Raw genomic sequence first — 16,441 nt, 5'->3', positions numbered from 1 at the left:
TATTCCAATGTCAGCTAAACTTTCAACAATAACAACACAATACCGAAGATTCACAAAGAATCAGGTACTTACAGAAGGAAACCTTAACGAGGTTGTAGATTTTTTTGACGACCAGGACCGCCTGTCCCGCATTTACCTGAGCGGTGTTGGTATAGTTTGCGGACTTTATCCCGCTTATAATGAGTCTCAAAAAAACATTTCAATAACGCAGGGAACTGGTATAACTACTGATGGTGATCTTTTTAAAATATATCAGGCAGATGTATTAGGAAACAAAAAAATCAATTTTGACTCCAAAACCTATACGCACTGCAAAGTCTACGATAATACAAAAGCGGCTTATAAACCTTTTTTTTATGATGGATCAAACAAACAACTGCCTCTTTTTGAACTCTTGACAGAAGAACAGCAAAAAAAAGAAAAAGACCCTTATTTTGCTTTAACAGAATTTTCGGCAAATACAAAATTTGAGTTTAAAGAAGCCGTAATTTTTTTGTATCTGGAGTCTTATGAAAAAGAATCTGATCTCTGTGTAAGTCTTTCGTGTGATAATCAGGGATTGGAAATTGTTGGCAATTATAAAGTTTTAATTGTAAGCAAGGACGTTGCCGCACAAATAATGAGTCATGACAGCATGATTGGCAAAACCAATTATGTCAATTTGTATCATACATTACCAGACCTAAAATCAAACAGAATTGTACTAAAAAAAGAAGATTTTGCTCATCTGGAAGTATTAAAACAAACTTTTACCAAAGGAATTTTCAAAAACAATGTTGTTAAAATTTTGCAGGAAGGTTACAGCCAGCTGCTGACAGGTTTAAACATGCCAGTTGTTTTAGAATCGATTCTAAAAAATATAGACGAATTATTTAATTTTGAAGGAGACCCGCTGCTTCCGGCAGATTTTCAATATCGATATGATCTGCTTAACGATCTTGTTGATACTTACAACGAAACCAAAGCACTTCTGCTTAGCATAGACGATACGTATTGTCATCCAAATATTAATGCTTTTCCAAAACACTTAATGCTGGGCGAACTAATAAAAACAGAACCTTGTTTTGAATTCCGTCATGATTTTTACAAATCGCCTCTGCTTACAGAAGGAAACGGCAGCACTTGTAATGATTGTCTTGCAGATGATAAAAATTCAGAAGAAAAAGACGTAAAAGATGAAATACAAATATGTTATGGAGAAAGCACCGCCATACAAAGAATGTACAGTCTTATTCTGCGAAGCGCACAATTATTAGAAAACTACAATCCTGCTTATGATTTTATAAAAATTACACCTTCTTTACAATTGGGTAAATTGGGCAAAAAAGCCATTCCTTTTTACAATGATGTAAACGATTCGCTTATTAAAGCCTGGGATTTTGATAAAACTATTTTAGGATTAGAAAAAAACAATGTTAGTTACCATGATGATTTATTGAATACTAAATACCCGCTCGAAATACACCTTGACAGTGATTTTTATAGAATTGAAGGTCATCAGGGACGCAACTACAAAGAAGCACTAAAAGCGATTCAGCAAATTAGATTAGAAAACGGACTCGGATTTAATATCATGATTCTGGCTGTAAATGCAAATGAATTAGATAAAACCATCCAGAAATTCACCGAGTATTACCTCAACAAAAATCACGGTTACGAGCATAAATCAGGTGTAGTTCCCGGAGGTACTTTCATAATGATATATCTGGAAGAAAAAGTACCTTATTATTACTATTACAACACCCGTAAGCCATCTTTAACTGGTGATTTTGAAAAATTTACAGAAGGCATCCCTATTTTGAATCCCGTAGTGGCTGATTTTTCGATACCCTATTTATGTTGTGATGAAAACAACATTGGACTTACTTTACCAGTAGATAAAATTTGCTTTGACAGTAAAACACCTCCTCTGCCTTTTAAAGTAACTCCATCCGGAGGTTTTGTAAGAGCGAATGTTAGACCTGATCAAAACGGAGGAATAAAAGTAAATGAATTTGGAGCGCTTGTTTTTGATCCAAATTTAGTAAGCAAAGAATTGATTGGTCAGCCTATAACCTTTACAGTTAATAATTTTGATACGGATTGTAAGATAACCATTTTTGAAAAACCAAAATTCGATTTTACTGTAGTTCCTCCAAAACCATCAGGAGTTAACGAAACTGAAGTGACTTTTACCATAACCGGAGAAAATATCGAAGGCAATAAATATACCTGGGATTTTGGAGATAAAACCGATCTTGTAACAGACAAAACCGAAATAAAACACATCTACAAGTATAATAGCGAATCGCAAAAGAAATTTACATTTGATGTCACTGTTAGTGCAGACAACGGAAATTGCGGTTTCCAAATCACACATCCTGTGAGTTTTGAAATTGAAGATCCAAAAGTGCTCGTAGATGGCAAATTAGTAAACAAAATATCTTTTTGCCGAAACGATAAACCAGTAGAGCTTACTCTGGAACCTAATGTAAAAGGGGTACAAATTTTAGGAGAAGGAGTTCAGATTACATTCGGAGAAAAATATATGTTTGTTCCGGGTGAGGTATCTAAGGATGTTCAAACTGTAACCATTTTTATAGACGATAAACCGTCCAATCTGACCATTACACTTTTGGATCTGCCTACTGCCAGTTTCAATTTTGTTATAGATCCAACCGGAATGTTGACTTTAAATAACAACTCGGTAAATGCGGCAACTTATGTCTGGGATATTAATGGAGAAATAGTAAAAACAGATAAAAAAGAATCCTTAACAAGACCAGTTTCTTCATTTAAAGATCCTTCTATTTCTGTTTCATTAATGGCAGAAGGAAAATGCGGTTCTGTAACCGATGGGCCGAAAGTAATAGAAATTAGAAAACCCGCTGAAGAAAATATTTGTCTTAACAATGCTGATTTATTTATAAAAAATGCCATTGAAACGATTACCAGTTTAAAAGAAATTTCTGTTTCAAATAAATTCAATAGAGAAACCAAACTCTTGATTTCTGAAACTGAAAATAAACTGGGTATAGTTCAAAAAGATCTTGAAAGTTACATCAATGGCAATAATTTAAATGAAAAATTATCTGAATTATTCCCGCAGGAACATTTCAATTTAATATCGACCGTTGTTAGCGCCGCTATTAAACTACAAAATCCAGAACTGATTGCCACGGTACAAACACTTATATCGCTAAACACTTCATTGTTTTATACGATTTTGAGATGTCAAGATACAGAAACTTTGAAAGCATCAGAAAAACAGATTGTTCCAGTGGAATTACGTTTCAATAATTTATTTACAAGTTTTATCGAAATAAAATTCAATAGCGATAAGGATGGAACATTGAAAGCGTTTTTGACTAGCATGTTGAAGGTATTTCCGAAAATCGATTTTATCATATCTTCTTTAAACATACAAATAGAAGCTCTTACAGCTAATGCAAAACTTAAATAAACATATTATCAATAAAGTTTTCCTTGAGATAAATACCAATTCTAAAGAGAAAGGATATTATCTCAAGGATCATATTGATGCGTTTTTGCAAAAGGAAATATTCTCTTTTTTAGAAAATTATTTTAATGAAATCGCTTCAAAAAAACCTTCACACAGCATACAATTAGACAAACTCGACATTGATATTGCTATAAATCAAAATTTGGATTTCGAAAATATCAAAGATCAAATTCTGAAAAAAGTGACTAAACAAGTTGAAGAAGTTTTTGAAAAAGAAGATAAAAACACAGAAGGATATAAACTAATTAATGCTCAGGAAAAGGAAATAGGAAGCTTTTTTCATTTCCTAGAAACAGGCACAAATATCTGGTGGACAACCTTAAATCAGGATTTTAAAATAGTAGATGATAATGCATTTAATGAAATCCTAAATGATGAAACCTTTTCTTTAAAATGGAAAAATGCAGTTCAAAAACCAATTGTAAGAACAAGATTTATCAAACAATTTAGCGACAGCCAAATTGTAACCATTATTAAAAAAGGAATATTGCTAAAACAAAACAATGTCGAAAGCAGTGCCAAAATAATCAGGATTGAAACGATAAAGAAATACATTGAAATGTCTATTTCAAAAAATCAATTGATTGCCAATCAAAGATTTTTAATATGGGAAATGGTTGTTTTAATTCTTTTAGAAACAAGTAATGCAATCGTAAAACAAAAGCTTTCTAAATTGATTTGCAGTGTATTTGAATTTCATAAAAAACAAATCTTTTTAGAACACAAAAAACTTTTTCTAAGTGAAATTCAAAATCAGATAACAAACCAAAACGAACTCGAATTACTGGCTAATCTTGATGCTGTTGTTTCGATTATCGAAAACAAAATACAACAGTCAATTATTTTAAAAGAAAAAGAAACGAAAACACAAACAGTTTCAAAAATACAAGAATCAGTAAAAACTGAAACTGAGACAAAGTCAAAGACAAAACCAGAAACTGAAATAAAAACTAAGACAAAAGGAAAAACGGAAACTGAAAAAGGAACTGAAAATAAAACCGAAATAAAAACAGAAAGAATTCAGAAAAATAATGAAAAGGAAGTTTCCAGTTCAGATTTGGTTTCGTTAAAAAACAAAGATATACAAACTGAAAACGACACTGAAAACAACGAATCAGTATCAAATAATTCAATAGAAAAAACACTCAATACTCAAGAAAAAGTATTGGATAAAAAAGATTTTTCTATTGAAAAAGAAGAAAAAGAAAATACCGAAGAAGTTATACTAGATATAGAAGAAAACGTAACGGATGCCAATATTTACATAGATACAAATGTCAACGATTTATATGTTCAAAATGCAGGTTTAGTATTGATTCATCCGTTTATGAAATTTCTTTTTGAAAATTGCAAACTGCTCAATAAAGACGACAACACTATAAATAATCCAGAAGTTGCCGCACATCTTTTGCATTATATAGCCACCGGGCAGGAACAGGATTATGAAAACACTATGGCTTTCGAAAAATTCTTATGCAATATTCCAATCGCACAGCCAATTGAAAGAAACATTGTACTCTCTGAAGAAATGAAAAAAGAAGCGACTGCAATGCTTCAAGCCGTATTGAGTAATTGGGATATAATGAAAACATCATCGGCAGAATTGCTTCAAAACGAATTTTTGCAGCGTCCCGGAAAACTAAATGTTAATGGAGACGAAAGCCCTGTAATACTTATAGAACGAAAAACACAAGATATTTTATTAGATAAATTAAGCTGGAATTTAAGCATCGTAAAATTGGCCTGGAAAAAACGAATCATATATGTAAACTGGTAAAAATTAAAAGTATGAATATTGAAAATGCCTCTTTTTTAGAATACGATAGAAAAAATATTCGCAGTCTTCAGCAAATGGCTTTAGAATTTTTATTCAATAATGTAAACTTGTCTAAAGTCGTTTTTTGCGGAGGTATTGCAGACTATCTCAATCTTCGCCAATATTATGACATTACAATTAATGATATAGATCTGCTTTTTGAAAACGAACAGGATTTACAGCCCATGATGAACAAATTGGAAACCAAGAGATATAGGTCAAAATTCTATAAAACAAAAAACGGCGAAGCATTAGTACATATATTCAGAATTAGTGAAAATGCAATTAATATAGACACCTTTCCAAGAGATTTTTCTCATTCAGCCTTTATACAATCGCCTTTGTTGGGTAAAATGGTATGGCATACCTCATTTGAAGAAAGTAAAAAAAATCATAATAACGAAATACATCTCAATACATCAGCTGCAAAAGGTATCGATTATCAATGGAGACGATTGTATAAACACAGTCGAAAAGCTTCTTTATACAACAATGTAACTTTCCTTGAAGAAAAAAACTTAATTCATACTATTAAAAAAAATATTTTATGAAGGGAGAGCCTAGAATAATTTACAGCTTAGATGCATATCCCATTAGTAATAATCGATGGAATGAAGGCAATAAATTTAAAGAAACGATTTATTCGACTGCTTTAAGTATACTGTACAGCCATTTATGGTATCAGGATATCGAACTTTATGCTGATGAAACTGCCTATAAGTTTCTTTATATGCTTCCCTGCAGAGTTACTAAAATCAGCAGTAATAAAGATGCCGTGATTTGGATGAAATCGAAAATTGATGTTATGGAAAAACAAACCAAACCGTTTATTCATCTTGACAATGATGTTTTTATAAAGAAAAAAATACATTTTGATTTTGATAAGGTAATCGTTGAACAAAATGATTACGAATTATATGGCATGTACCAATATCGTTTAGATTTTTTTAATCAATACACTCAGGATTTAGACTATTGGAAACCCGATTTAGGATATGCTTTTAACTGTGGAGTATTGGGTTTTAGAGATTTTAAACTTCGGGATGAGTTTTTAAAAGTGTATTATGATTTAGAAAAAATTTTTATAAAATATAATAATCCGGAAATAGCACGGATAGAACCTTGTATCGTTTTAGAACAATATAATCTGGCTGCATTATTACATCATAAAAATATTAAACCAACATTATTGCTCTGGAAAAAAAACTTGTTCGAAAACAGTCAGCTGGCAGATAAAATTGGTTACACACACATTGCCGGTCAAAAAAAATATAGAATGGATATTGTTCAGGAAATAGAAGACAGGCTTATTAAAGTGTTTCCGTATTGGTACAAAGAAGTAAAAAGTGCTTTAGAGAAAGAAGGTATCGTTTAAAACTATAAATATCAATATATGAAACAAAAACACAAGATAATTTATAGCCTTGATGTCCTCCCGATAATAAACAACAGATGGAATATGGGAGACAAATTAAAGGAAACGATCTACATGACGGCTCTAAGTATATTATACAGCCATATGTGGTACGATGAAATTGAACTTTATGTAGATGAAACAGGCTTTAAATTCCTGTACATGCTTCCTTGTGCCGTTACTAAAGTCAATAATGACAACAGAATAGAGCTTTGGATGAAATCTAAAATTAAGGCGATGGAACTGCAGACAAAACCATTTGTTCATATAGACACTGACATATTTATTAAGAAAAAAATAGATTTTATTTTCGACGATGTAATCGTAGAACGAAAAGAAGATACTTATGAAATTCATTACAGGAAACAGGTAGAATTTTTTAATAAATACACCAAAAACCTATCTTACTGGCACACACATTTAGGCTATTCTTATAATTGCGGGATATTTGGTTTTAACGATATCAAGCTCCGTGACGAATTTATAAAAAGCTATTACGACTTGGAGAAAATATATATCGAAAACCAAGAAGGCTTTACTTCATTAAAACAAGAAGGTTATGAAACCTGCATTTTAATAGAACAATATACACTTGCATCGCTGTTAAATTATAAAAACAATACTCCGACAATGCTTTTGAAAGGTGACAATATAACCGAACAAGGAAAACATGCCGATAGTATTGGGTATTCTCATTTTTTTGGAATGAAAAAATATGACAAATATGTTGTTGACGAAATTGAACTTCGACTCTCTAAAATATTTCCGTATTGGTATAAGCAAATAAAAAATGCATTATAGAAAGAAGGTGTTATCGCGAATAATCTGCAGTTTGTTTAGAGAAACAAATTAGTATTTCAAAATGATAAAATAATAATCATGAGAGAGTTTGAACAAAAGAAAATAGCCAATCACTCCCCTTCTACTTTTTTTGGACCAAAAATTCAAAAGAAACTAACTACAGGCGCTGTAGGAGACAAATACGAAGTAGAAGCCGACAATGTAGCCGATAAAGTAGTGAACAAACGCAAAACTGGAGGTTTATTGCAATCCAAAAAAGAAGGAGGCGTTCAGCAAAAACCTATTTCAGAAACCATATCAACAGTTCAAAAACAAGATCTGGCACAAGAACAGCCTCTGCAAAAAAAGGGAGAAAAAGAAGAGGATAAAAAAGTACAAAAGAAATCTGACAAGGAAGAAGATAAAAAAGTTCAGAAGAAAGGCGAAAAAGAGGAAGACAAGAAAGTGCAAAAAAAGGGCGAAAAAGAAGAGGATAAAAAAGTACAAAAGAAATCCGATAAGGAAGAAGGCAAAAAAGTACAGAAAAAAGGCGAAAAAGAGGAAGACAAGAAAGTGCAAAAAAAATGTGCTGATTGTGAAAAAGAAGACAAGGTTCAGAAGAAAGGAACTAAAGAAGAAGAAAAGCCTGTTCAGAAAAAAACTCAAAATTCAGAAACTGAAATCCAAAATAATGAATTAGAGGGAAAACTCAACAGCTCAAAAGGAAACGGAAATAGTTTAGACAAAAATACAAAACACGAAATGGAATCTGGTTTTGGTGCCGATTTCAGTAATGTAAAAATTCATACCGACTCACGCGCCGTGCAAATGAGTCAGGAATTAGGCGCACAAGCTTTTACCAATGGCAATGATGTTTATTTTAACGAAGGAAAATACAATCCAGGTTCAAAAGAAGGAAAACATTTATTGGCACATGAATTAACACACACCGTTCAGCAGACAGGAATGGTGCAAAAATCTATGGAAGACCATCCTGAAAATCTTCAAAATCCTTCAAATCCGCAATTCAAAGGCAATCCTCCTCTTGAAAAAGCAAATGATAATGAAATGCTCATTTCAACCGGACATAAAGGAGGATATGTTTCAGAAATACAAAAAGGTTTATTGCTATGGAATAGTAATTCACTACCAAAATTTGGAGCAGATGGTGATTTTGGAAATGAAACCCGAAATGCTGTACTCGGCTTTCAAATCGATAATGAATTGAATGGTCAGGAAGGTATTGTGGGTCCGGAAACCATGGGGACATTGGATAATGTTGTTATGGAACAAAAAGGCGGAAAAAAAACAGGCGGCTGCGAGAGTACGGTTAATTTCAAAAAAGGGCCATTTCAGAGTGAAACAAGTGCCGGATTTTTTAGTACCGCAAAATGTCCAAATGTTACCATTACCATTGATGCTGTCGCACAAATAGTTGAATTTCATCATTGTTCTACTTTAGAAATTAGCATAGATCATGTTGGAAGAACAAAAAGAATAATAAAAATTGACAACAACGGAAAAGGACATTTTGAAGAAACATTTACAATGAAAAATCATAAAGACATTCATAAATTATTTTTCACCATGCCGGAGGAATGTAAAGGAATGGGCGATTCATTTACAGTAAGCGGAAGCATAAAACGTCATTAATAAATTTAATTAAATGCCAGCATTCAAACAAATATCAAAATCAAATCCTTCTGCCCCTTCTTCTGTTAATGCAAGCAAGGGAACGGATTTTTTTGGTGTTCAGGCAAAATTGAATATCGGAAAATCTAACGATAAATTTGAAGTAGAAGCCGATAGAGTCGCAGACCACGTGGTGGCCAATAAACAAACGCCAAAAGCAGACTCATTCTTTTCGCCATCGCCGGTAGTACAAAAGAAACTGGCGCGTAATGTTCAAAAGCAAGAAGAAAAAAATAAAGAAGCGCAACAAAAAACCGCAGCTCAAACCATAACACCTGTTGTACAACTCAAAACCGATTTAATCCAAAATAAACTTGATTCTAGAATTACTGAAAAACGAGAAGCCAATCCGGCTTTTTCCAGATCAAAAAGGTTAATTCAGCATAAGTTAGAAGATAAAACTCAGAAAAAAGAAGAGCCAATTCAGAATAAGACAGAAGTCAAAAAACCAGAAACTGCTCCAAAAAGTAAGCTGCCCATCAAACCTTTAATTCAAAATAAAGCAGAAGAGGAAAATGTACAGCAGAAAAAAGAAGAAGAAAAACAAACCTCAGACGAAGAAAAACAACTGCAAAAAAGCGCTGCTGGCGATGCCAATCCTAGCGATAATTCTAATATAGAATCCAAGCTAAACAGCAGTAAAAGCGGAGGTTCTCCTCTATCTGGAAAAATAAAAACCGAAATGGAATCTGGTATTGGAGCCGATTTCAGTAATGTGCGTATACACAACAATTCAACTGCTGTTCAAATGAATAAGCAATTGGGTGCTCAGGCTTTTGCTACCGGAAATAATATTTATTTTAACGAAGGAAAATACAATCCAAATTCGAAAGAAGGCAAGCATTTACTCGCCCACGAATTAACGCATACCGTACAGCAGGGAGCGGCAATTAGAAAAAAACCAGACCCCATCTCCCCTGCTCCAGAAATGATTCAAGGTTCATTCCTCGATTTAGTTCCTGACTGGATTATAGATGAGGCAAGGCATATTCCAGGTTACACTTTATTTACCGTTATAATCGGTTATGACCCGTTACGTCAAATTGATGTAGAACGAACTCCAATTAATCTGGTTGAAGGTTTAATGGGACTTATTCCTTTTGGAACCGCAATTTTCGATAAACTTCAGGAATACGGAATTTTACAACAGGTTTTTGACTGGGTAGAAGGAAAATTGAGCGAACTCGGATTAACGGTCGACAGCATCTTAGATTTGGTTGAAGAAGTTTGGGACGAAATCTCATTTCCTTACACAGGCATAATCGATTTAGTTACTGAAAAATTTAATGAAGTAGTTAACAGAATCACTTCTTTCGTAAGCGCAACGGTAGATCAGGTAATTACCTGGATCAAAGAAGCCCTCATTGATGTGGCTGAACCTATTTTAGCCGAAAACAAAGCCTGGTCATTAATCAAAAAAATAATCAAATACGATCCGCTTCGAGATGAAGAAGTTACAGCAACAACTGTAGAAATATTAGAAGATTTCTTAATACTGATAGACAAGCAGACTGAACTTGAGCAAATGCGCGAAAAAGGCACGCTGCAAAAAACTGCCGATTGGCTTGATACTCAGGTTGGAACTTTCAACTCCTTACTTGGCGAACTTCGCGGACTTATCACCGCAGCTTGGGATGCTATTCAACCATCCAATTTGGTCAATATTGCAGATAATCTCTCTGCGCTTGCCACTCAAGCTGGAGACTTCCTGCAAAGAGTTTGGGATTTTGCTTCGGGCGTGGCGCTAAAAGTATTAGAACTTGTTAAGGAGTCACTATTAGGATGGCTTTCCGCTCAGGCCGCTACCGTAAGAGGGTATTCACTTGTGAAAGTGATTATCGGAAAAGATCCTTTTACACAAGAAGTCCTACCTCGTACAGTTCCAAATATGATAAGAGGTTTTATGAGCCTTATGGATGGCGGAGAAGAACAATATGCACAAATGGTAGAGTCTGGCGCAATAGCCAGAATTGCAGGCGAAATTGAAGCGGCAGTAGAGACGCTCAACATGACGCCACAATCTATTATACAGCTCTTTACCGATATTTGGGATTCTATGTCTATTGATGACCTTATTCATCCAATAGATGCCTTCATGAGAATCATCGAGAAATTTGGAGAACCTATTGGCCGATTAATTGCTTTTGTGGCAGAAATTGTTAGAATCGTTATTATGGCCATTCTTGAAATCATGAATTTCCCATTTGATCTCATCGGAAATATCATTACGAGAGCTTTAGAAGCTATTGATGACATTAAGAAAGACCCAATTGGTTTCTTAAAAAATATACTCCGAGCACTTAAACAAGGATTTGTACAATTCTTTGACAATATTGTTACCCACCTAATCAATGGTGTAACGGGATGGCTAATGAGCGAACTAAAAGATGCTAATATTCCAGTCCTAACTGATTTCTCTCTACGCGGTGTTATTACCTGGATTATGGAAGTGCTGAATATCTCCATGGAAAGAATTTGGGAAAAACTAGCCGCACATCCGCGCATTGGTCCTGCAAGAGTAGCTAGAATTCGTAGCATGATTAATACGCTCGAAGGTATCTGGACATTCATCAAAGATGTTCAGGAACGTGGTATGGCAGCTATTTGGGACAAAATACAAGAACAGCTTAGTAATTTATGGAATACCGTTCTCGATGCCGTGAAAAACTTTGTGATGGAGCGTATTGTCAATAGAATTACAGCTAGACTTTTAAGCATGTTAGACCCAACCGGAATCATGGCTGTGATAAACGGTGCTATGGCGTTCTTTAATGCAATTCAAAGTTTTATCAAATACTTGCGCGAAATGCTCGAAGTAGTCAATTCGTTTGTCAATGGTGTAGCCGACTTAGCTCGAGGCAATGTCGCCACAGCCGCAGATTATCTAGAAAGAACCATGGGACAAGCTATGCCAGTCGTGATAGGTTTCTTGGCCAATCAAGTCGGTTTAACAGGTATTGGAGCAAGAATTGGCGAAATGCTGATTGCTGTTCGTCAAATGGTTGATGAAGCATTAACTTGGTTAGTGAATAAAGCTGTCGATACAGGAATGGCATTGTTAGACAGGGTGATGGCAATGGGTACTAGCGTAAGAGACGCTATTTTAGGATGGTTAGGATTGAGAAAACCTTTTAGCACAAGAGATGGTGAAAGTCATAACTTATACTTTCAGCCCGGAAGTACAAATGGTGTTTTAATGGTAGCTTCTACTCCTAAAACTATTGAGCAATTAGTCATTGACAGAAGAGCAGAAATCCAACAAGAAAATACAACAACTCCTGCGAAAGTAACCGAGAACCAACCGAAATTGGAGGCTTTAAATAGAATTACAACAAAACGAGCTGAAGTTCTTGCTTTAGTTGCTCAATATAACGCTAATCTAGACAATAGCAGCAGCAGACAGCCAAATGACTTACAGAGAATGATCGATCAGAAAATGACTGAAATTATTGGAGAATTAATTATTGCTGAGATCAGTTCTGGTGGTTCCAATAATATTCAAACAAGAGTAGTTCATACTTTAGATGCCGGTAGACCAAAATCTGTTATTGCAGAACCTTTAACTTCAATTCCGGGAAATACTGCTGGCTCTACTCCTCAAGAAGATCCTGTAGGATGGGATGATATATTGATTGCTAATGGAAATAATGTTGCAATCAGGACTAGTCATTGGAAGAGAGCGCATTTACTAAATCATAATTTACATGGACCAGGATTATCTTGGAATCTTGTTTGCGGTACCACTGAAACCAATAACAATATGAAAGAGGAAATTGAAAATTTTGCAAAAGACGAAGTCGAAGCAAATCCAGCTAAACAGTATTTTTATGAAGCAACGGTTTCATATTTAGCTGAACAACCGCATAGACCTTATTTAAAAAATTTCCCTTATCAAATTAATGTAAAATATGGAGAGCTAACCGGAAATCCTGGTAATTTTACAAGAGGAAGTTCAAAAGGAAGTTCTTTCACCCAAGATGTACCATCGTTAACCAATATATCAATCGCATCATTTAATGAATCCACAGCTGGAAGTCTTAAAGAAACTTCCGACGCTGTTACTTTACCTGGAGGAACTATATCTGGAACTGTATTTAAAAATATTGTCGAAGCTAGAAGAGAAATTCCTTCTCGATCATTTGGAAATTCAATAGAGGATTTGATAAGTCATATGGATAATTACTATACAACAAATGGTCTGAAACCCGCTTTTGCAGCAACATTTGGGCCTCGCTTAAGAATATTAGCTGCCAATTATATTTTTATGAACTATTAAAATCAACAACTATGGATGAACAAATAATAAAGAAATTCATCTCATTTGTAAATGAATTAAACAAACCACAAATCAGAACAATAAAATCGAATATAAAATATGGAAACTATTCTATCTCTGATAATGTAACATCAAACTTTCCAGAAACAATTAAAGATTTCTACTCTAGAATAGAAATTATGAATTGCAAATGGCAATTATCAGATAAAAATAATTCAATAAATTATTTAGATAAAGAAATCGATTTGGTTTTTGGAGAAGTGAATATTGCTATAATGTCTTTTTTAAATGAAATTTATAATCAAAAATCGATACTGGACTACCTTGATCCAAATAAAATAATGGACAACAACAACTTAGCCGATTATATTCCTTTTGATTATTTGGAAGGTGAACTTGCTGTATGTTATAAAATAAAAACCGATAATGTAGATTCAGACAATTTATTTTTAATTGATTTTACTGAAACTGGAACAATCAATCCTATTAATGTAGGAATCTATGAATATTTGTTTGTTGGAATTGAAAATTATTTCTTTTACGGATGGCAAAAAGCAATCTTTCTAAATAATTTAAAAAACAAAGAAGTTATAGATTTTTATTGTAATCAGTTGTTTAGAAAAATCTAAATTCTCTATCCTTAAAATATTATTTCTAAAAAGGTTTTCTAGATCTCTATTCAGAGTGAGATCAAAATTTACTTTATGAAAATTAAAAAATAAAAATGGAAACAATCTTCACATACCTAAAAAACCAATTCATATTTCAGCTTGATGCACTTTTTCAAGTTGAAAATCCGATGGAAAAGCCTGTTTTAAATCAGCTTGATTCTAATGATTTTGTAGATGAATTTATCATCGAAAATAATCTGAGCAAAACTGATATTCTCATTTTGGGATTAGCTTTGGTTCCGCACATGAAACCTGATTTTTTAAGTTCGATTATTGCTGAATATTTACCAAATGGTGGCGAATTACCGGAGTTTGGCGGAATAAAAACAAAAAACCACCGCGGGATTTTACCAACAGGTGAAACGGCTCAGTTTTTAATTGCCGGAAATGATCTCGACACAAGGATTGCTTTCTATAATTATTTACACAATCAGTCTTTTCTTTATCAAAAGGGAATCATTAAACTAGATAGCGTTCCTGCCGGAGAACCTAAACTGAGCGGTATGCTCATTTTAGAAGATGAATACATCGAAAAATTCATGACCGGAAAAATTCTAAAACCTCAAATGAGCAGTATTTTCCCTGCACAATTAATTGAAACACAATTAGAGTGGAATGATTTGGTTCTAAATTCCAATACTTTAAATCAGATAAAAGAAATAGAAACCTGGCTTAAATTCAACGATATTCTGCTTCATGAATGGAATATGAAAAGCAAAATTAAACCCGGTTTTAGAGTTATGTTTTACGGATCACCGGGAACCGGAAAAACGCTTACGGCCTCACTTTTAGGAAAATATACTCAAAGAGATGTTTATAGAATTGATTTATCGATGGTAATTTCCAAATACATTGGCGAAACCGAAAAAAACCTTTCCTCTCTTTTTGACAAAGCAGCCGATAAGGACTGGATTCTGTTTTTTGACGAGGCCGATGCTATTTTTGGAAAAAGAACCAATGTTCGTGACGCACACGACAAATATGCCAATCAGGAAGTTTCGTATTTGCTGCAGCGAATCGAAAATCATCCGGGACTAGTAATTTTGGCTTCAAATTTTAAAACGAATATTGACGCCGCCTTCACCCGAAGATTTCAATCTGTAATTGAATTTGAAGTCCCTTCGTATAGTGAACGTTTACAGCTTTGGAAAAATAACCTGCCAAAAGGAATTAAAATTGCTGAAGACGTGAATCTCAACGAACTTTCCAAAAAATATGACATTACCGGCGCCAACATTGTAAACATTATCCAATATGCCTGCCTGAGAACACTGGAAGACAAAAACGAGAATATTAAACTGGATCACCTTCTTCAGGGAATAAAAAAAGAGTATGTAAAAGAAGGAAAAATGATGTAACGAAATGTTATAACAAATTATAAAAAAGCACCTGCCAAATAAATATTTTAATGGCAGATGCATCGTATAAATAAGTTAAAAACTAATTTTATTTTACCACGTAAGCAACTTTGTCTGCCTCGCAAAGCCTGAAATATCCAAAGGCATAATTATCTGTATTAGTAGTATTTACAATATTCCCTCTGATATTGCCGGGAGGAACAGAAAAGGGATTACCTCCATATATTTCTAAAATTAATTTCATATAGTTATAGAAATTTCTGGAAATACCACGATGTGTAATAGTAACTGTTTTGCCGGGTTTTATTTTATCTTCGTCTGAGTATCGTGTTCTTACTTCATTTCCATTAAACAATTCATCATCTGTTATTTCATATTCCGGAAATAAAAGAAAGTCAGCCTGATAATCTGTCAGATAATAATTAATCTCATTTTTTGGATCCTGATAATAGAAAGTAAGTTCAATTACATCTTCGCCTCCAAAATCAGGAACAACTTTTTGCTCTACTTTGTTAATTGGTGTTACTGAAGTCAGTTTCTCTACTGCTGTGAAACTTTGCCCCTCGGCTGTTACGTAAAGTGTGTAATCCATATCGATTACAGGAACAAAATCAGTACACACATAAGTACCTGGTTCTGTTTCATTAAATGCAAAAACATCGCCATTGCTGTTTTCAATTCTTACCTGAGCTCCAGAAACTTTTGGCGTTGTATTATTGTAATAAGGAGCTGTTTTACTAATCTTTATGGTCTGTTGATTACCTGATGTCCCTTTTTGCCAGATAATTTCTGCATCTACCACTATCTTTGTTTCACCTGTTTCTAAATCGAGGGTTACCGTATCTTCACAAGATGAAAAAAACAGCACAAAAAGAACACTAAATAAGATCAGTACTTTATTTCTAAGATTATATTTTTCAAGCCTTTGCATA

General features: G+C 33.8%; 10 protein-coding genes. 9 read left to right on the top strand and 1 reads right to left on the bottom strand.

Annotated elements, in window-relative coordinates; all coding sequences use genetic code 11:
• The first annotated feature begins 7 nt into the window (after positions 1-7).
• From ACNC7R_RS09300 to ACNC7R_RS09260, 9 genes are all read left to right on the top strand, one after another.
• Positions 8-3,442, top strand: coding sequence for a hypothetical protein (locus ACNC7R_RS09300; protein WP_417940707.1), 3,435 nt, complete (start codon positions 8-10; stop codon positions 3,440-3,442).
• Positions 3,426-5,279, top strand: coding sequence for a contractile injection system tape measure protein (locus ACNC7R_RS09295; RefSeq protein WP_417940705.1), 1,854 nt, complete (start codon positions 3,426-3,428; stop codon positions 5,277-5,279). Before ACNC7R_RS09300 ends, ACNC7R_RS09295 begins: the two co-directional genes overlap by 17 nt.
• 11 nt (positions 5,280-5,290) lie before the next feature.
• Positions 5,291-5,869, top strand: coding sequence for a hypothetical protein (locus tag ACNC7R_RS09290; RefSeq protein ID WP_417940703.1), 579 nt, complete (start codon positions 5,291-5,293; stop codon positions 5,867-5,869).
• Positions 5,866-6,693: a DUF6734 family protein gene (locus tag ACNC7R_RS09285; RefSeq protein ID WP_417940701.1), complete on the top strand. Its 828-nt coding sequence runs from the start codon at positions 5,866-5,868 to the stop codon at positions 6,691-6,693. The genes ACNC7R_RS09290 and ACNC7R_RS09285 overlap by 4 nt, the downstream gene beginning before the upstream one ends.
• Positions 6,694-6,711: 18 nt before the next feature.
• The gene (locus ACNC7R_RS09280) at positions 6,712-7,533 is read left to right on the top strand and encodes a DUF6734 family protein (protein ID WP_417940700.1); all 822 of its coding nucleotides are present in this window, start codon (positions 6,712-6,714) and stop codon (positions 7,531-7,533) included.
• Positions 7,534-7,611: 78 nt separating this feature from the next.
• Positions 7,612-9,165, top strand: a complete 1,554-nt coding sequence (locus ACNC7R_RS09275; RefSeq protein ID WP_417940698.1) for an eCIS core domain-containing protein — start codon at positions 7,612-7,614, stop codon at positions 9,163-9,165.
• A gap of 13 nt (positions 9,166-9,178) precedes the next feature.
• A complete protein-coding gene (locus ACNC7R_RS09270) occupies positions 9,179-13,480 on the top strand; it encodes an eCIS core domain-containing protein (protein ID WP_417940696.1) in 4,302 nt (1,433 codons plus the stop codon).
• Between the two features lie 11 nt (positions 13,481-13,491).
• Positions 13,492-14,109: a hypothetical protein gene (locus ACNC7R_RS09265; protein WP_417940694.1), complete on the top strand. Its 618-nt coding sequence runs from the start codon at positions 13,492-13,494 to the stop codon at positions 14,107-14,109.
• A gap of 95 nt (positions 14,110-14,204) precedes the next feature.
• Entirely contained in the window at positions 14,205-15,509 is a 1,305-nt protein-coding gene (locus ACNC7R_RS09260; protein ID WP_417940692.1) for an ATP-binding protein, read from the top strand.
• Positions 15,510-15,597: 88 nt separating this feature from the next.
• Here ACNC7R_RS09260 and ACNC7R_RS09255 read toward each other — a convergent pair whose 3' ends face one another.
• Complete coding sequence (locus ACNC7R_RS09255; RefSeq protein WP_417940690.1) at positions 15,598-16,440, bottom strand: DUF4249 domain-containing protein; 843 nt, start codon at positions 16,438-16,440, stop codon at positions 15,598-15,600.
• Between the last annotated feature and the right edge of the window lies 1 nt (position 16,441).

This window comes from Flavobacterium adiutor (assembly GCF_048282555.1).
Taxonomy (GTDB): Bacteria; Bacteroidota; Bacteroidia; order Flavobacteriales; family Flavobacteriaceae; genus Flavobacterium.
The sequence above is the reverse complement of the archived record's forward strand: the minus strand, read 5'-3'. Positions and strand labels throughout refer to the sequence as shown.